The organism is Streptomyces sp. NPDC018833, assembly GCF_044390825.1.
Classification (GTDB): domain Bacteria; phylum Actinomycetota; class Actinomycetes; order Streptomycetales; family Streptomycetaceae; genus Streptomyces.
In genome coordinates this window covers 64821-81055 of record NZ_JBIRZM010000017.1, presented here as the reverse complement: position 1 = coordinate 81055, position 16235 = coordinate 64821, and the positions used below count along the sequence as shown (strand labels likewise).

The following is a 16235-nucleotide window of genomic DNA, read 5'->3' as shown; positions in this document are numbered from 1 at the left end:
TCCACCTTTGGGCCATGCGCATCGGATTGATCGGCACGGGACGTATCGGCAGCTTTCATGCGGGGGTACTGAGCCGCCATCGCGAGGTCGGCTCACTGGTCGTGGCGGATACGGACGCGGCGCGTGCCGTGCGCACGGCGGACCGCTGCGGTGCCACGGCCGCGCCCAGTGCCGACGAGGTCTTCTCCTGGGGAGTGGACGCGGTGGTGATCGCCTCGGCGACCGCCGCGCACGCCGATCTGATCGCCCGCGCGGCACGCGCGGGGCTGCCGGCCTTCTGCGAGAAGCCGATCGCCCTGGATCTGCCGGGGACGCTCGCGGCGCTGCGCGAGGTGGAACGGGCGGGCACGGAGCTGCAGCTCGGCTTCATGCGCCGCTTCGACGCGGGCTACACGGCGGCCCGCGAGCTGGTGCGCTCGGGCCGCCTGGGCCGCCTGCACACCGTACGGGCGATCACGTCCGACCCGGCGCCGCCGCCCGCGGAGTACCTGCCGCTGTCCGGCGGGCTGTACCGGGACTGCCTGGTCCACGACTTCGACATCCTGCGCTGGGTGACCGGACGCGAGATCGTCGAGGTGTACGCCACCGGGGCGGACGCGGGCCCGGCGATGTTCCGCGAGGCGGGCGACGTGGACACCGCGGCGGCGCTGCTCACGCTGGACGACGGGACGCTGGCGACGGCGACCGCGACGCGGTGCAACGGCGCGGGCTACGACGTGCGGATGGAGCTGGCCGGGGAGCTCGACCAGGTCGCGGTCGGGCTGGACGACCGTACGCCGATCAGCTCCACGGAACCGAAGGGCCTGCCGCCGGTGGACAACCCCTGGCCGGGCTTCCTGGAGCGTTTCGCCCCCGCGTACGAGGCGGAGCTGGACGCGTTCATCCGCCTCGTGGCGGGCGAGACGGAGAACGCCTGCGACGGCCATGAGGCGCTGACGGCGCTGCGGGTCGCCGAGGCCTGCGAGCTCTCGCGCCGCGAACACCGCCCGGTCCGCCTGGAGGAGATCCCGTCGGGCTGAGCCCCTGAGCCGGGGCTTCGCCCAGACCTGGTACCGCGCTTCGCGCGGCGTTCTCGCACTGGGTTTCGCCCGGGGCCCCGGACAGGCTGACGAACGGCCCCGCCGGCGATTGAATCGCGGGGGCCCGGTGGCGGCGCCCCCCGGGGTCACCAGCGGACCGGTAGGGATTCCGGGCCGCGGATCAGCGTGCCCGTGCGCCACGTGAGCGCGGCCGGGTGCGCGTCGAGCCTGAGGTCCGGGCAGCGCTCCAGCAGCGAGCGGATGGCGACACGCGCCTCCAGACGTGCCAGCGGCGCGCCCAGGCAGTAGTGGATGCCGTGGCCGAAGGCCAGATGGCCCCGGGTGTCGCGGCGGATGTCGAAGCGGTCCGGTTCGGGATAGCGGGCCGGGTCGCGATCGGCGTCCGCGAGGGCGACCAGGACCAGCTGTCCGCCGCCGGGAACGACCGTGCCGCCGATCTCGTAGGGCTCGACCGTGAAGCGGTACGTCGCGGTCTCCACCGGCCCGTCGTAGCGCAGCATCTCCTCCACGGCCCCGTCCATCAGCGAGAAGTCGGCACGCAGCTCGGCGAGCTGGTCGGGGTGGGTGAGCAGCGCGAGGACGCCGTTGGAGATCAGGTTGACCGTCGTCTCATGGCCGGCGATCAGCAGCAGCCACGCCATGCCCATCAGCTCGTCGCCGCCGAGCCGGGCCTCGTCGTCCCCGTAGGCCGACCGGTCCTCGTCGTCGTCCCCGTCGTCCCCGTCGGCCCGGTGGATGAGCGCGCTCATGAGGTCGTCACCGGGCTTGTCGCGCTTCTCGGCGAGCAGGTCGGCCAGGTACCGCGCCAGTTCCCCCGCCGCCGCCGCCCGCTCGGCGCGGTCGGTGGCGGCCAGGGCGGTGTTGGACCAGCGCCGGAAGGAGTCCTGGTCGAGGAAGGGCACGCCCAACAGTTCGCAGATGACGGCGATGGGCAGCGGGAACGAGAACGCGTCGACGAGGTCGGCACGGCCCGTGGGCCCCATGCGGTCCAGCAGTTCGTCGGTGATCCGCTGGACGCGCGGGGCCAGTTGGTCCACGCGCCGCATGGTGAATTCGCGTGCCACGAGCTTGCGCAGCCGCGTGTGCCGGGGTGGGTCAGCAGTGAGCATGGTGATCCCGGCCGACAGCTGCGAGGCGCCGAGATCGGGGGCGGCGTTGCGCCACTCCTTGGACAGGGCGTTGTCGGCGAGGACGGCGCGCCCGGCCTCGTAACCGACGACGAGCCATGCCTCGTGCCCCTCGGGCAGCCGGACCCGGTGGACGGGGCCCCGCTCGCGTAACGCGGCGTAGACGGGATAAGGGTCGCGGGTGAAGTCGGCGCCGAGCGCGGCGAGATCAACGGTGGCGGATTCGGTGGTCACGGCGTTCCTCTCACATCGTCAGGTGGTGTGCGGGGCCGTCGGTCACACCGGACTACCAGCGCACCGGCAGGTGGCGGACGCCGCGCATCAGGAGGCCGGGGAGCCACTCGTACGCGGAGGCGGGCTCGTCGAGGGCGAGCGCCGGGCAGCGCTCCAGCAGGGAGCGGATGGCGACACGGGCCTCCAGCCGGGCCAGCGGCGCGCCCAGGCAGAAGTGGATGCCGTGGCCGAAGGCCAGATGGCCCCGGGTGTCGCGGCGGATGTCGAAGCGGTCCGGCTCGGGATAGCGGGCCGGGTCGCGGTCGCCCGCCGCGAGGCCCACGAGGACCATCTCGCCGGGCGGGATGACGGTGTCGCCGTACGGGACGGGGGCGACGCTGAAGCGCAGGGTCGCGTTCTCCACCGGGCCGTCGTAGCGCAGCATCTCCTCCACGGCCCCGTCGAGGAGCGAGAAGTCGGCACGCAGCTCGGCGAGTTGATCGGGGTGGGTGAGCAGGGCGCGTATGCCGTTGGAGATCAGGTTGACCGTCGTCTCATGGCCCGCGATGAGCAACAGATAGGCCATGGCGCGCAGCTCGGTGGCGGAGAGGCGGTCGTCGTCCGAGTCTCGGGTGCACAGCAGAGCGGAGAGCAGGTCGTCGGCCGGCCCGGCGCAGCGCTTGTCCTCGATCAGCTCGTCCAGGTACGCGCGCAGCCGGTGGACCGCGTTCGACTCACCTTCAGGGCTGGTGGGGGCGACGATCTCGTTGGACCACTTGCGGAAGTCGTCGCGGTCGGCGGTCGGGATGCCGAGCAGCTCGCAGATGACGATGATGGGCAGCGGGAAGGCGAGCACGTCGACCAGGTCGCCGCGGCCCGCCGGCAGCATGGCGTCGATCAGCTCGTCGGTGATCTGCTGGATCCTGGGACGCAGTGCCTCCACGCGCCGGCCGGTGAACTCGCGTGTGACCAGCTTGCGCAGCCGGGTGTGGTCGGGCGGGTCGAGCACCAGCAGGTTGGATCCGATGACCTGTTCGTCGAGCATGCTCGCGCCCACCGTGCCCGGTGCCTTGGACAGCCGTGGGTCGGCGAGTGCCGAGCGCGCCTCCTCGTGGCCGACGATCAGCCAGAGCCGGCTGCCGTCGGCGCCGCGCACCTGATGGACGGGCCCGGCCTCCCGCAGCCGTGCGTAGTACGGATACGGGTCTGCCGTGAAGTCCGCACCGAACTCGGCGAGGTCGAAGATCGTCATCGTCCCAGACTACGGCGACTTTCGGGGACGGTCCTCGTCCAGGCACCCGGCGTCATGGGCCAACAGCACTATCTGGACAGGGTTGTTGAGCCCCGGCTCAGCTGGAATCCGCGAGACATGGCTCGTGACGGTCGGCCCGCTCATGCGCAGCATCGACGCGATTTCGGCGTTCGAGCGGCCCTGTCATCCGACGGCGATCGCCACCTCCCGTTGGCGCTCGGCGGGCGCCGCCGGCCGCCGCGGCGACGATCTCGGCGGGTGCGGTGTCCTTCAGGACGAACCCGGCCGCGCTCCCGGCGCGCCGACACTCACGCCGCTCCAGTGAAGAGGGCGGCCACGATCACGCCGAGGGCACCGAAAGCCCCAGCACGGCGACGACCCTGGGGCGGGTCCCGCTCGTCCTCGCACGGTCCCGCCGCTTCGCCTCGTTGGCCGTGCCCCATTCGGTGAACATGCGGGCCCCGCAGCCGGTCGGCGACAGGGACTCATGGTCGGTCTCGTACGGCGTGGTCAGCAGCACGCCGCACCACACCCAGAGCACCGCGGCCGCCCCAGCAGGGCAAGGCGCCCCTGCCCTGGATCCGTAGGGCGACGCGGGTACGGAAGTCCATGCCGTACACGTCGGATGGCAGGGCGGTTGGGCCTAACACTGCGTCCGGTCGGCGGCGCGCCGCCCCCATGTCGTCCCCGCGAGGACGAGGCCGGCGCCGAGCAGGCCCGCCGCGCCCAGGCGTTCGCCGCCGATCGCGATGCCGGCCGCGGCCGCCCACAGCGGCTCGGTGCCGAGGAGGAGGCTGACGCGCGACGGCGAGGTGCGGCGTACGGCCCAGGTCTGCACGAAGAACGCGAACAGCGTGCAGAACAGCGACAGGAAGAGCAGCCCGGCCCATTCCCGCGGGCCGAATCCGACGGCAACGGACCACGGTGTCGCCCCCGTTCCGGGGACGGCGACCAGCGCGGCGAACACCGCGACCGCTCCGCCCAGTTGCACGGTGGTCAGCGACAGCGGGTCAACGCCGCGAAGGGACTTCATACGGGCCGTCGCCAGGACGTTGACGGTGCGCGCGAGAGCGGCGAGCAGCATCAGCAGATCGCCGAGGGAGGGAGTGGTGAAGCCGCCGCCCTGGGTCAGCAGCACCACCCCGGCGACCGAGACCCCGGCCGCTGCGACGAAGGAGCGGGCGGGTCGCTGCCGGGTCACGGCCGCCTCGGCGAGGGGCGTGAAAATCATGGTGAGACTGATGATGAGACCGGCGTTGGTTGCGGAGGTGTGCACGACGCCGTACGTCTCCAGCAGGAAGATCGCGCCCAGGACGAGTCCCAGCAGCCCGGCCCCGCGCCACTGGACCGCGGTCAGGGCCCGCAGCCTGCGCCGGCCCACGACGACGAGCGCCGGTACGACGAGCACGAAGCGCAGGACCAGTACGGCGACGACGGTGTGCGTGGTGGTGATGCCCTTGGCCGCGAGATAGCTGGCGCCCCACACCACGGCCACGAGGAGCACGGGCAGATCGGTGAGCCATGCGCGGCGCGGTGCGAGTGCGGATACGGGAACGGGGACGGCGACGGACGACACCTGGATCTCCAGCGTCTGAGGGGGACAGGCGTGGGGAGGCGTCGGTGGCTCGCTCACGGAGCGATCACCGTATCGGGCCCGTACGTGTGGGTGCTACATGTTTCTGGCGCGCAGCGGGGTCGGGCTCAGCCCGTTGCCGGCGGTTCCGTGTCGGACGTAGCTGTGCCGGACGTAGCTGTGCCGGACCTGGCTGCGTCAGACGTAGCTGCGTCAGACGTAGCTGCCGTACTCGGGGCGGCCGGCGAGTTCGTAGGTGTGGATGGCGATGCCGGAGGCCGTGGTCCTCGCGTCGACGTGCCGGAAGGCGGTCGGCATCGCGCCCTCGGGGAACAGCCGCAGGCCCTTGCCGAGGACGACGGGGAAGAACAGCAGGTGGAGCGTGTCGATCAGGTCATGTGCCATGAGGGACTGGGCGAGGTGGCCGCTGCCGTGCATCTGGATCTCGCCGTCGGTGCGCTCCTTCAGGTCCGTGACCTCCTTGGCCATGTCGCCGCGGAGGACGGTGGTGCCGGACCAGTCGGCGCTGTCGAGCGTGGTCGACGCGACATATTTCGGCAGGGCGTTGAGCTTCGTCGCGACCGGGTCGGTCTGGTCCTTCTGCAGGGGCCAGTAGCCGGCGAAGATCTCGTATGTGCGGCGGCCGAGCAGAAAGGCGGTGGGCCGTTCGAAGACCTCGTTGATGAACCGGCCGAAGTCCTCGTCCCCGTACGGCACGGACCAGCCGCCCTGCCCGAAGCCACCCCTGGTGTCTTCTTCGGGACCGCCGGGTGCCTGGTAGACGCCGTCGAGGGAGATGAACTGGGTGAGGCTGAGCTTTGCCATGACGGTGCCTGCGCTTTCGGAGTCGGTGGTCTCGGTCATCAGGGCAGACCGCACAGGCACCGAAAACTCATCGGCCGCCCTTCTCGGGAGCGTCCGTCAGCGGTTGAGGTCCATCACCGGCACTCCGAGTCCGTCGTACGCGTCAGGAACGACGGTCGCCACCAGCGCTCCTTCGGGGCGGCTGATCGTCGGATGGGCGGCGTGTACCGCGGCCGCGACTCCGAAGGGGACACCGCCCGCATGCAGCTGGGCCAACGCGTGCGCGCACTCGTAGTCGGCGTCCAGAGTGTGCAGCGTGTCGAGGATCCCGACGCAGTCGATGACTCCCGCCCGCTGCCGCTCGGCCTCCAGGGCGCTGACGATCGGTACCCAGAGCCTCACGGATCCGTCACCTGCGGCGATGTGGATCAGGCCGGACACCTGCTTGTTGCCGCCGAGCGCCAGGAGAGTCTCGGTGTCGAGCACGAAGTGGTCCAGGTTCACGCGACGTCACCGATACCGGGCGCTCGGAGTGCGTCACGGTGGGCCGTCTGGGCCGCGCGCATCCTGGCTCGCAGGGCACCGGACTCAGCCTCGTCCACACGATGCCCGAACTCCGTCTCCAGGAAAGCGCGCGTGCGCTCGGCACGCTCCTTCAGCTCTTCCGGTGTGAGCGTGGACTCGGCGAACTCCGCGAGCAGGGACCGCATCGTCGTCCCCTGGGCCTGTGCGACGGCCGCGAGCCGGTCGCGCGTTCTGGAGTCAACCTTGATCGTGGTGTCCATGCCGGGAGTATACCGACCGGAATACCCATGTGGCAGTGCTTTGCGTACGGACGCCACGGGCGCTCGGCGTGGCCGCGTGACCCGGGCGCCCGACGTGACACGGTCGGCCGCGTCCCGGGCGCGGGGCGCACCGTTGCTGTCGGCCGGTGCGCCCCGCGTGGGGGCCAGGAGGGCGTCGTGCCTCCCCGCCCCCCGGCGGCCGTCAGCCGCCGAGCTCCTGGTGGCGGGCGGTCAGGCGGGCCGTGCCCTGCGCGGTCGGGGAGCCGAACAGACGCAGCCGGGAGATGCCGCCGTCTGGGTAGATGTCAATGCGGGCGTGGGTGCCGACCACCGGGGCGGCAAGCACGAAGCGGTGGTTGGTGTCGGGCTGCAGCCGGGTGCGCGGCAGCACCTCACGCCACTCGCCGCCCTCGCCGTCACGCACCGACAGGGCGGCCCAGCCGGCGCTGTTGCCCTTGAGGTAGGCGGTGTCGATCTCGACCGCGCGGATCTCGGACTGCTCCACCAGCCGGTAGCGGATCCAGTCGTTGCCCTTGTCGCGGCGGCGGCGGGTCTCCCAGCCGTCGTCCATCTTGCGGGAACGGCCGGGCTGGATGGTATTGGTCGCCGGGGAGTAGAAGCGGTCGGACGCGTCCTCGACCTGCCCGCCGTTCTCCAGCGCGACCAGGTCGAAGGTGCCGAGCGCGGCCAGCCACGCCGGGTCGGGCGCGACCTCTCCGTAGACCCGCAGGCGGGCGATGCCGCCGTCGGGGTGCTGGTTGACGCGCAGATGTGTGAAGCGCTGCTCGGTGTCGACGGCGAAGCCGTTCGCGGCGTGGCCGCCGACGGCAGTGCGCGTCACGAGCGTCGTCCACTTCACGTCGTCGCCGAGGAGTTCCTCCGGCGAGGGGGACCCGGCCACCGAGGTGCCCTCGACGGAGACGGCCTGCGGATAGTTTCCGCGGAAGTGGGCGGTGTCGACGACGATGCCGCGCACGACGCCGGGCGCGCCGAGGCGTATCAGCGCCCAGTCGTGGTCCTCGTCCGTGGGGTGGGGCCGCGCGGCGGAGACGCCGCGGCGTCGGCGGGTCTCCCAGCCGTCCATGATCTTGCCCTTGTGGCCGAAGTGCTCGGGGTCGAACTCGGCGGCCTCGGGCTTGAGCAGGTTCTCGCGTTCGGCGAAGAACTCGTCGTTGGCGGCGATGACGCCCGCGCCCAGCCGGCGGTCGGCGAGGTCGGCGTACCGGGTGAAGGGGAGGTCGGCCGTGCGGTAGTCGGCGTACGGGTCGCCGCCGCCGTAGGGGCTGGCGTCACCGGTGAAGGAGGGAAGGGAAGCGGACACGGTTTCAGTTGTTCCTTTCGAGCAGTCGGCCCGTCGGCTCGGCCAGGTTGCCGTTCTCCACGATCCGCTCGCCGCGCAGCCACGTCGACCGGACGACGCCGCGCAGCGTCTTGCCCGCGTAGGCGGTGACCTGGTTGCGGTGGTGCAGTTCGGCGGGGTCGACGGTGAAGGTCTCGTCGGGGGCGAGGACCGCGAAGTCGGCGTCGCGGCCGGCCTCGATGGCGCCCTTGCCGCCGAGGCCCGCCAGCTTCGCCGGGGCGAAGGACATCCAGCGGACGACGTCGTCGAGGGTGTGGCCGCGCCTGCGGGCCTCGGTCCAGATGGCGGGCAGGCCCAGCTGGAGCGAGGAGATGCCGCCCCAGGCGGATGCGAAGTCGGGGGTCTTGAGGTCGGTGGTGCACGGGGAGTGGTCGGAGACGATGCAGTCGATGGTGCCCTCGGCGAGGCCCTGCCAGAGCAGGTCCTGGTTGGCGGCCTCCCTGATCGGCGGGCAGCACTTGAACTCGGTGGCGCCGTCGGGGACTTCTTCCGCGGTCAGGGTGAGGAAGTGGGGGCAGGACTCGACGGAGACCGCCACTCCCCTGCGCTTGGCGGCGGCGATGAGCGGCAGGGCGTCGCTGGAGGACAGGTGCAGTACGTGCACCCGGGCGTTCAGCCGCTCGGCGTGGGCTATCAGGCCCTCGATGGCGGTGTTCTCGGCGTCGCGCGGCCGGGAGGCCAGGAAGTCGGCGTACTTGGGGCCGCTGCGCTGCGGGGCCGAGGCCAGGTGGTGCGGGTCCTCGGCGTGCACGATGAGCAGGCTTCCGAAGCCCGCGATCTCGGCGAGGGTCCGGGCGAGCTGCGCCTGGTCGAGCTCGGGGAACTCCTCGACGCCCGACGGCGACAGGAAGCACTTGAAGCCGAAGACCCCGGCGTCGTGCAGCGGCCGCAGGTCCTTGAGGTTGGACCCGACCGCGCCGCCCCAGAAGCCGGTGTCGACGTGGACCTTCGGCCGGGCGACGTCCTGCTTGGTACGCAGGTTCTCGACGGTGGTGGTCGGCGGGAGCGAGTTGAGCGGCATGTCGAGCAGGGTCGTGATGCCGCCGGCCGCGGCGGCGCGGGTGGCGGTCCAGAAGCCCTCCCACGCCGTGCGCCCGGGGTCGTTCACATGCACATGGGTGTCGACGAGGCCGGGGAGCAGGACGTCGTCGCCGAAGTCCTCCAGCCGGGCGCCCGAGGGCACCTCGGCGTCGTACGGTCCCACCGCGGCGATCTTTCCGCCGGCGACGGCGACGGTCGCGGCGCGCGTCCCCTCCGGGGTGACGACGCGCGTCGAGCGCAGCACCAGATCCACGTCCACGGTCCCGTCCACGGCCACGTCCACACCCTCGTCCACGCCGGACACCAGCTCCCCTCACACTCCTGAACGCCGACCGACGCCGATCCGCTTCGGCGAGCCAGGAATTCAACGAACTGTTGAAGGAGTCTTCACTTCCGGCCCGTTGCCCGTCAAGACCCGCCCGCCGACAGTGACCGGCTTGGACGTTTCCACAAAGTGGAAGTAATATTCCGGTGATACGTGGGTTGCTTCGCCCAACGGACAGGCCACCGACCTGCCCGCAGAGCCTGCGGACACCTGGACAAACGGGCCCTGACCGGCAAAGAAGCCTCGACGGGAGCGACGTGCCCCGCACATGCGCCCGGTAGGCTGCTGCCTTGCCCCGCCTGCCCGAAAGGACCGCCGACGTGCCGACGTCCAGCGCCAGCGCCACCGACGCAGCAAAGCCCGCCGCCAGCGGCGGCGTGCAGTCCCTGGAGCGCGCCTTCGACCTGCTCGAACGAATGGCCGATGCCGGTGGCGAAGTCGGGCTGAGCGAACTGTCCGCGAGCAGCGGTCTCCCCCTGCCGACCATCCACCGCCTGATGCGCACGCTGGTGGCCTGCGGCTACGTACGCCAGCAGTCCAACCGCCGGTACGCACTCGGCCCCCGGCTGATCCGTCTCGGCGAGTCCGCGTCCCGGCTGCTGGGCACCTGGGCGCGCCCCTACCTCGCCCGCCTGGTCGAGGAGACCGGCGAGACGGCGAACATGGCGCTCCTGGACGGCGACGAGATCGTGTACGTGGCCCAGGTGCCCTCCAAGCACTCGATGCGCATGTTCACCGAGGTCGGCCGGCGCGTACTGCCGCACTCGACGGGCGTGGGCAAGGCACTGCTGGCGCACACCCCGGCGGACGAGGTGCGGGCGCTGCTGTCGCGCACGGGCATGCCCGCCGCGACGGAGAAGACGATCACCACGCCGGAGGAGTTCCTCGCCGCGCTGGAACAGGTCCGGCGCGCGGGCTACGCGGTCGACGACAGCGAGCAGGAGATCGGCGTGCGCTGCCTGGCGGTCTCCGTGCCCGACTCCCCCACCGCGGCGGCGATCTCGATCTCGGGCCCGGCGGGCCGGGTCACCGAGAAGGCGACGGAGAAGATCGTCCCGATCCTCCAGGAGGTCGCGCACGAGCTGTCGACAGCCCTGGCCAGCACGTCCCCACAGAGCTGACCCTCCCGGGCGGCGGGGACGGGTGCTCCGACGCCGTGGGGGGCCGCGGTTGCGGGGCCGTGGTTGCCCCGACACCGCGGCGGCGGTGTCGGCACCGAGACCCCCGGGACCGTGCCCGCCCCGATACCGCCGGGCCGGTTGTGCGCCGACGCCCCGATCGGGGGCTCCGCCCGAACCCCGCACCTCAAACTCCCGCTACGGCCCGGCGGCCGTGTGTGGGCCCCCGCGGGGCGGCACGCCGGGGCCACCGGGGGCCGCGTCCGCACCGACACCCCCGGAACCGCGTCTGCACCGACGCGGGGGGGGGGCCGTGTCTACACCGACACCTCCGGGGCGGGGTGCGCTCGACGCAGCGGGGCCGCGGTTGCACCGACACCACCGGGACCGTGCACGCCCCGATACCGCCGGGCCGGTTGTGCGCCGACGCCCCGGTTGTGCGCCGACGCCCCGATCGGGGGCTCCGCCCGAACCCCGCGGCGGCTGTGAGTAGGCCCCGGTGAAGCCTGGGGAGCACCCCCACGGGGCTGAGTTGCCGCAGGGCAGCGCGCCGGGGCTACGGGGCCGTACGGGCGTCAGACGCGCCGCTGCGGTGGGACTTCACCGAACATGTCCACCGCCTTGCGCACCTGCATCAGCGCGGGCGTCAGCGCGCTGACGGATCCGAGCGCGCCCGCTATGAGCAGCAGCGAACGGCGCATACGGGGAATCTCGGGATCGCCCGCGGCGATCATCGCGGCCAGTACAGCCAGTTCGTCCTCGGCGATCGCCCGGTCACCGAACTCCGCACGGTACCCGGCCAGTTCACGGCGGAGCTGAGCGACCGCAGCCCGTAGCTCCGCCGCCTTCGGGTCGCCGCCGCTCCCTGTCACCCGCGTCTGCCCCACGCTTCGCAACAAAGCCCAGCCCCTCGCACGTCCTCGTGCCCGCGCCTGCGTTCCGCCGGACGGCCGAACGCCCGCGGGGTGCGGGCCAGTTAACGCCATCCGGCCCGCGACGCGCCACAGTAAGGACAGAATTCAGGACGAAGGGGCAGGGTCGATCGCGTTACGCCAGACCGTGACATCGAGGGTGATGTACTGACTGGGGTCGGAGTCCGGAGATTTCCCCTGGTAGGTGGCCACCCCGACATGGCCGGAGTCCGTCAGTACACAGATCCTCGCGCCCTTCGACAACACGTCCAGCTCGATCGTACTGGTGTACCGGGTCTCACTCTTGCAGGTGGCGAGGTCGGCCGTCTGCTCGCTGCGCAGGAGGATGAGCCGCCCGCTCGGGGACTCGATCTGACCGATCCCCCACTCGTACTCGATGTCCCCGCCCGAATCGTCATTGACGGGCCCGAGGGGGTCGTCGTCGAGCTTGAGGTGGTAGTTGTCGACGACGTCGAGCCCGGTGTACGTCTTGGGTGTCGGGTCCGGCACCGACTCGTCGGGCGGCGTGTCGACCTCGTCGCCGCCGTTGCCGTCGCCGGAAGGGGTGCCGTCCGCGCGCGGGGTGGTGTCCGGCTTCTGCGAACCCGGCTTCTCCTGGCTCCGGTTGGTCTTGTTCTCGTCCTTGCCCGACAGGGCGTAGTAGGCGCCGCCGCCTGCCGCGCCGCCGATGACCAGGGTCGCCAGCACCGCGATGGCGAGGTTGCGGGCCGTCTTCTTCTTCGGGGCCGCGGGTGCCTGGGGGCCGGTGACGGTGGGGTACGGCGCGGGCGCGCCCGACTGCGGGTGCGCGGCCGTCTGCGGGTAGCCGTAGCCGGGCGCCCCCGCCTGCGGGTACCCGTACGTCTGCGGCTGCGCAGCGTACGGCTGGGGCTGCCCGTGCGACTGTGCCGCCGGCTGGGTGGGAGCGTGGGGGGCCGTCTGCGGGGCCGGGCCGAATCCGGGCGGCGGCGTCGCCGGCGCGGCGTGCGCGGTCGGCGCATGGGTCGGTGCCACCGACGGCTGCACGGGGGGAGCGACCGGCGCCTGCCCGGCCGGCGGGGTGTCCGGCGGCGCGGGAGCGGCGGCGCGGGTGGTGATCTCGGCGGCCACCACGCTGGGCAGCCACTCCTCGGGGCGGCGCAGCACCGTCTCGCCGTTGGCCGCCTGGCAGATGGTCAGGATGTCGGCGACGGAGGGACGGCCGTCGGGCTCCTTGACCATGCAGCGGGTGACCAGTTCGCGCAGCCGGTCCGGCAGTTCGGTGAGGTCGGGCTCCTCGTGGACGATCCGGTAGAGCACGCCGTGCGAGGTGCCCTCGCCGAACGCCGCCTTGCCGGTGGCCGCGTATGCCGCGATCTGGCCGAGGGCGAAGATGTCGGTGGCGGGCGTGACATGGCTGCCCGCCGCCTGCTCGGGGGCCATGAAGGAGGGCGTGCCGATGGTGACGCCGCTGCTGGTCAGCGACGTGGCGTCGGCGGCACGAGCGATGCCGAAGTCGATGACGCGAGGGCCGTCGGCGGCGAGCAGGACGTTGGCCGGCTTGAGGTCCCGGTGGACGATGCCCGCGCCGTGGATGATTTGCAGCGCCTCGGCGATACCGGCGACCAGCAGCAGTACGGTCTCCACCGGCAGTCTGCCGTGCTGGGCGACGGCGTCGGCCAGGGAGGGACCGGGCACGTAGGCGGTGGCGAGCCAGGGCTGTTCGGCATCCGGGTCGGCGTCGATCACGGGCGCGGTGAACAGACCCTGCACACGCTGCGCGGCCTGCACCTCGTGGGCGAACCGGCGGCGGAACTCGGCATCCTGGCCGAAGTCGGGCCGGATCACCTTGATTGCGACGGGCCGGCCGCCTGGGGTGTACGAAAGATAGACCTTGCCCATCCCGCCGGCTCCGAGTCGAGCTGCGATCTTGTATCCGGCGACGGTCCTCGGATCGTCCTCACCCAGCGGCTGGAACACAGTTCCCTGGTGCGCGCGCCCACTCATCGATCCCCCATGGCGAACCTCAGTATTGGAGGTGAACCTTATCCAAGGTCACCCCGTGCTCTCCACGTCGGACGGCCCGGGCGGCCAGCGCGGTTGCAGCGCGCGCGACATGCCCGGACGGGCCGGCGTCCCACCGTGCCCTGAACGGGCGAAGGAGTCCTCATGTCACACCCCCGGCCGTGCGTCTCCCACGCGCCCGGCATCCAAGGGCCCGTTGTCGCGGGCCTGTTGCTCGCAGCGGGCGGCGGACGGCGGCTCGGCGGCCGGCCCAAGGCGCTGCTGACGCACCGCGGCAGGCCGCTGGTCGAACACGCTGTGCGGGCGCTGCGCGAGGGCGGTTGCGGCCCGGTGCATGTGGTGCTGGGCGCGTCGGCCGATGCCGTACGCGAGGAGGCGGACCTGACGGGGTGCACCGTGGCCGAGAACCCGGCGTGGGAGAGCGGGATGGGCTCGTCACTGCGAGTGGGGCTGGGCTCGCTGCCCGCCGAGGGCGTGGACGCGGTGCTGGTCCTGCTGGTGGACCAGCCGGGCATCGGCGCACCGGCGGTCGCGAGGGTGCGGGCCGCCGGCCGGTCGCGTACGGCACTCGCGGCGGCGGCATACGGAGGGCGGCGGGGGCATCCGCTCGTGTTCGGCGCCGACCGCTGGGCGGAGATCGCGGCGAGCGCGGTGGGGGACCGGGGGGCGCGGGCGTACGTGGCGGCGCACGAGGACGAGCTGACACTCGTGGAGTGCGGGGACGTGGCGCAGGAGTACGACATCGACACGCCCGGGGATCTCCGACACCTTGAGTGAACAGCGTGGCACTGAGCGACACGTTCTGTCGACCCGGAGAATCTCGACATCAACAAACCATTGAACTTCCACCATGCGATAACTACTATCCACTGTTCAGAAGCGTCTGGCCCACCGAAGGCGCCCTCGGCCGTACCCGGTAGCCGTGGCACTCAGTGCCGCGTGTCGTGCCCGGGCGGCCGCCCGGCACCGCTCGTGAGTCCCGGCGCTCATTGAGAAGCTCGCTGAATGCTCGCTGAAATGCCCGCTGAAGGAAGTGACAGCTCATGTCCGCACCAGCGCCGTCCCCGCTGGCCATCGTCGAAGCCGAGCCCCTGCCCCGGCAGGAAGAGGTCCTGACCGACGCGGCCCTCGCGTTCGTGGCCGAGCTGCACCGGCGGTTCACGCCCCCGCGTGACGAGCTGCTCGCCCGACGCGCCGAGCGCCGCGCCGAGATCGCCCGCACCTCCACGCTGGACTTCCTCCCGGAGACCGCGGCGATCCGCGCGGACGACTCCTGGAAGGTCGCCCCGACACCCCCGGCCCTGAACGACCGCCGGGTGGAGATCACCGGACCCACCGACCGCAAGATGACCATCAACGCGCTCAACTCCGGCGCGAAGGTCTGGCTCGCCGACTTCGAGGACGCCTCCGCCCCCACCTGGGAGAACGTCGTCCTCGGCCAGCTCAATCTGATCGACGCCTATGAGCGCCGCATCGACTTCACCGACCCCGGCTCGGGCAAGTCGTACGCCCTGCGCCCCGCCGAGGAGCTCGCGACCGTGGTGATGCGCCCACGCGGCTGGCACCTCGTCGAGCGCCACCTCCAGGTCGACGGCACGCCGGTGCCGGGCGCCCTGGTCGACTTCGGCCTGTACTTCTTCCACAACGCCCAGCGCCTGCTGGACCTCGGCAAGGGGCCGTACTTCTACCTGCCGAAGACCGAGTCGCACCTGGAGGCCCGCCTCTGGAACGACATCTTCGTCTTCGCCCAGGACTACGTCGGCGTCCCGCAGGGCTCGGTCCGCGCGACCGTCCTGATCGAGACGATCACGGCGGCGTACGAGATGGAGGAGATCCTCTACGAACTGCGCGACCACGCCTCCGGCCTCAATGCCGGCCGCTGGGACTACCTGTTCTCCATCGTGAAGAACTTCCGTGACGGCGGCGAGAAGTTCGTGCTGCCGGACCGCAACGCGGTGACCATGACGGCCCCGTTCATGCGGGCCTACACCGAGCTGCTGGTGCGCACCTGTCACAAGAGGGGCGCGCACGCGATCGGCGGCATGGCGGCGTTCATCCCCTCCCGCAAGGACCCCGAGGTCAACAAGGTGGCCTTCGAGAAGGTCAAGGCCGACAAGGACCGCGAGGCCGGCGACGGCTTCGACGGCTCCTGGGTGGCCCACCCCGACCTTGTCCCGATCGCGATGGCGTCCTTCGACGCGGTGCTGGGCGACAAGCCGAACCAGAAGGACCGCCTGCGCGAGGACGTCTCGGTCGCGCCCGGCGACCTGATCGCCATCGACTCCCTGGACGCCAGGCCCACGTACGAGGGCTTGCGCAACGCGGTCCAGGTCGGTATCCGCTACATCGAGGCGTGGCTGCGCGGTCTCGGCGCGGTCGCCATCTTCAACCTGATGGAGGACGCGGCGACGGCGGAGATCTCCCGCTCTCAGATCTGGCAGTGGATCAACGCGGGCGTGGTCTTCGAGAACGGCGAGCGGGCCACCCCGGAGCTGACACGGAGGGTCGCGGCGGAGGAACTGGCGGCGATCCGCACGGAGCTGGGCGAGGAGGCCTTCACCGCCGGCAACTGGCAACAGGCGCACGATCTGCTGCTGAAGGTCGCGCTGGACGAGAAGTACGAGGACTTCCTGACGCTTCCGGCATACGAGCAACTTGTCGGCTGACCCGCCCTGTTGCGCT

17 protein-coding genes are annotated in these 16235 nt (G+C 71.7%); 5 read left to right on the top strand and 12 right to left on the bottom strand.

Annotation, left to right across the window (positions count from 1 at the left end):
* The first annotated feature begins 14 nt into the window (after positions 1-14).
* A complete protein-coding gene (locus tag ACH5AF_RS28440) occupies positions 15-1019 on the top strand; it encodes a Gfo/Idh/MocA family oxidoreductase (RefSeq protein WP_398905460.1) in 1005 nt (334 codons plus the stop codon).
* 146 nt (positions 1020-1165) lie between these two features.
* Here the strand turns inward: ACH5AF_RS28440 and ACH5AF_RS28435 are convergent, their stop codons facing one another.
* Genes ACH5AF_RS28435 through ACH5AF_RS28425 form a run of 3 tightly spaced genes read right to left on the bottom strand, consistent with a single transcriptional unit; the run spans position 1166 to position 3776 of the window.
* Complete coding sequence (locus tag ACH5AF_RS28435) at positions 1166-2401, bottom strand: cytochrome P450 (RefSeq protein WP_398905458.1); 1236 nt, start codon at positions 2399-2401, stop codon at positions 1166-1168.
* A 52-nt stretch (positions 2402-2453) separates the two neighbouring features.
* The gene (locus ACH5AF_RS28430) at positions 2454-3632 is read right to left on the bottom strand and encodes a cytochrome P450 (RefSeq protein WP_398905457.1); all 1179 of its coding nucleotides are present in this window, start codon (positions 3630-3632) and stop codon (positions 2454-2456) included.
* A gap of 9 nt (positions 3633-3641) precedes the next feature.
* The gene (locus tag ACH5AF_RS28425) at positions 3642-3776 is read right to left on the bottom strand and encodes a hypothetical protein (protein ID WP_398905456.1); all 135 of its coding nucleotides are present in this window, start codon (positions 3774-3776) and stop codon (positions 3642-3644) included.
* Between ACH5AF_RS28425 and ACH5AF_RS28420 the strand changes: the two genes are divergently transcribed.
* On the top strand, positions 3775-3957 hold the full coding sequence (locus tag ACH5AF_RS28420) for a hypothetical protein (RefSeq protein ID WP_398905454.1): 183 nt from the start codon (positions 3775-3777) through the stop codon (positions 3955-3957). The genes ACH5AF_RS28425 and ACH5AF_RS28420 overlap by 2 nt on opposite strands.
* 15 nt (positions 3958-3972) lie before the next feature.
* Here the strand turns inward: ACH5AF_RS28420 and ACH5AF_RS28415 are convergent, their stop codons facing one another.
* The 7 genes from ACH5AF_RS28415 to allB all read right to left on the bottom strand — a co-directional run bounded on the left by ACH5AF_RS28415 (position 3973) and on the right by allB (position 9454).
* Entirely contained in the window at positions 3973-4173 is a 201-nt protein-coding gene (locus tag ACH5AF_RS28415) for a hypothetical protein (RefSeq protein WP_398905452.1), read from the bottom strand.
* A 102-nt stretch (positions 4174-4275) separates the two neighbouring features.
* On the bottom strand, positions 4276-5208 hold the full coding sequence (locus tag ACH5AF_RS28410) for a DMT family transporter (RefSeq protein ID WP_398905600.1): 933 nt from the start codon (positions 5206-5208) through the stop codon (positions 4276-4278).
* A gap of 210 nt (positions 5209-5418) precedes the next feature.
* Positions 5419-6030: a dihydrofolate reductase family protein gene (locus ACH5AF_RS28405; protein WP_398905599.1), complete on the bottom strand. Its 612-nt coding sequence runs from the start codon at positions 6028-6030 to the stop codon at positions 5419-5421.
* A gap of 96 nt (positions 6031-6126) precedes the next feature.
* Positions 6127-6513 (bottom strand): hypothetical protein, encoded by a 387-nt coding sequence (locus ACH5AF_RS28400; protein ID WP_398905450.1) that lies wholly within the window; start codon positions 6511-6513, stop codon positions 6127-6129.
* Positions 6510-6794, bottom strand: a complete 285-nt coding sequence (locus tag ACH5AF_RS28395; RefSeq protein WP_398905448.1) for a hypothetical protein — start codon at positions 6792-6794, stop codon at positions 6510-6512. The genes ACH5AF_RS28400 and ACH5AF_RS28395 overlap by 4 nt, the downstream gene beginning before the upstream one ends.
* A 202-nt stretch (positions 6795-6996) precedes the next feature.
* Entirely contained in the window at positions 6997-8115 is a 1119-nt protein-coding gene (gene alc / locus ACH5AF_RS28390; protein ID WP_398905447.1) for an allantoicase, read from the bottom strand.
* A 4-nt stretch (positions 8116-8119) separates the two neighbouring features.
* Complete coding sequence (gene allB / locus ACH5AF_RS28385) at positions 8120-9454, bottom strand: allantoinase AllB (RefSeq protein ID WP_398905598.1); 1335 nt, start codon at positions 9452-9454, stop codon at positions 8120-8122.
* Positions 9455-9840: 386 nt separating this feature from the next.
* Here allB and ACH5AF_RS28380 point away from each other — a divergent pair, with 386 nt between their 5' ends.
* Positions 9841-10641 (top strand): IclR family transcriptional regulator, encoded by an 801-nt coding sequence (locus ACH5AF_RS28380; RefSeq protein ID WP_398905446.1) that lies wholly within the window; start codon positions 9841-9843, stop codon positions 10639-10641.
* Positions 10642-11213: 572 nt separating this feature from the next.
* On the opposite strand, the gene ACH5AF_RS28375 is transcribed toward ACH5AF_RS28380, so the two are convergent.
* Together ACH5AF_RS28375 and ACH5AF_RS28370 are read right to left on the bottom strand one after the other, a co-directional pair.
* Positions 11214-11537, bottom strand: a complete 324-nt coding sequence (locus tag ACH5AF_RS28375) for a DUF5955 family protein (protein WP_398905445.1) — start codon at positions 11535-11537, stop codon at positions 11214-11216.
* Between the two features lie 120 nt (positions 11538-11657).
* A complete protein-coding gene (locus ACH5AF_RS28370; protein ID WP_398905444.1) occupies positions 11658-13535 on the bottom strand; it encodes a serine/threonine protein kinase in 1878 nt (625 codons plus the stop codon).
* Between the two features lie 162 nt (positions 13536-13697).
* Here ACH5AF_RS28370 and ACH5AF_RS28365 point away from each other — a divergent pair, with 162 nt between their 5' ends.
* Both ACH5AF_RS28365 and aceB read left to right on the top strand, forming a co-directional pair.
* Positions 13698-14330 carry an NTP transferase domain-containing protein gene (locus ACH5AF_RS28365; RefSeq protein WP_398905442.1) on the top strand — a complete coding sequence of 211 codons (633 nt, stop codon included), beginning with the start codon at positions 13698-13700 and terminating at the stop codon, positions 14328-14330.
* Between the two features lie 266 nt (positions 14331-14596).
* Entirely contained in the window at positions 14597-16219 is a 1623-nt protein-coding gene (aceB, locus tag ACH5AF_RS28360) for a malate synthase A (RefSeq protein WP_398905440.1), read from the top strand.
* The last annotated feature ends 16 nt before the right edge of the window (positions 16220-16235 follow it).

Excerpts from the sequence above, each read along its gene's own strand:
- ACH5AF_RS28440 (WP_398905460.1), top strand. The coding sequence starts at position 15 with ATGCGCATCGGATTGATCGGCACGGGACGTATCGGCAGCTTTCATGCG.
- ACH5AF_RS28430 (WP_398905457.1), bottom strand. The coding sequence starts at position 3,632 with ATGACGATCTTCGACCTCGCCGAGTTCGGTGCGGACTTCACGGCAGAC.
- ACH5AF_RS28420 (WP_398905454.1), top strand. The coding sequence starts at position 3,775 with ATGCGCAGCATCGACGCGATTTCGGCGTTCGAGCGGCCCTGTCATCCG.
- ACH5AF_RS28425 (WP_398905456.1), bottom strand. The coding sequence starts at position 3,776 with ATGAGCGGGCCGACCGTCACGAGCCATGTCTCGCGGATTCCAGCTGAG.
- ACH5AF_RS28405 (WP_398905599.1), bottom strand. The coding sequence starts at position 6,030 with ATGGCAAAGCTCAGCCTCACCCAGTTCATCTCCCTCGACGGCGTCTAC.
- ACH5AF_RS28395 (WP_398905448.1), bottom strand. The coding sequence starts at position 6,794 with ATGGACACCACGATCAAGGTTGACTCCAGAACGCGCGACCGGCTCGCG.
- ACH5AF_RS28370 (WP_398905444.1), bottom strand. The coding sequence starts at position 13,535 with ATGAGTGGGCGCGCGCACCAGGGAACTGTGTTCCAGCCGCTGGGTGAG.
- ACH5AF_RS28365 (WP_398905442.1), top strand. The coding sequence starts at position 13,698 with ATGTCACACCCCCGGCCGTGCGTCTCCCACGCGCCCGGCATCCAAGGG.
- aceB (WP_398905440.1), top strand. The coding sequence starts at position 14,597 with ATGTCCGCACCAGCGCCGTCCCCGCTGGCCATCGTCGAAGCCGAGCCC.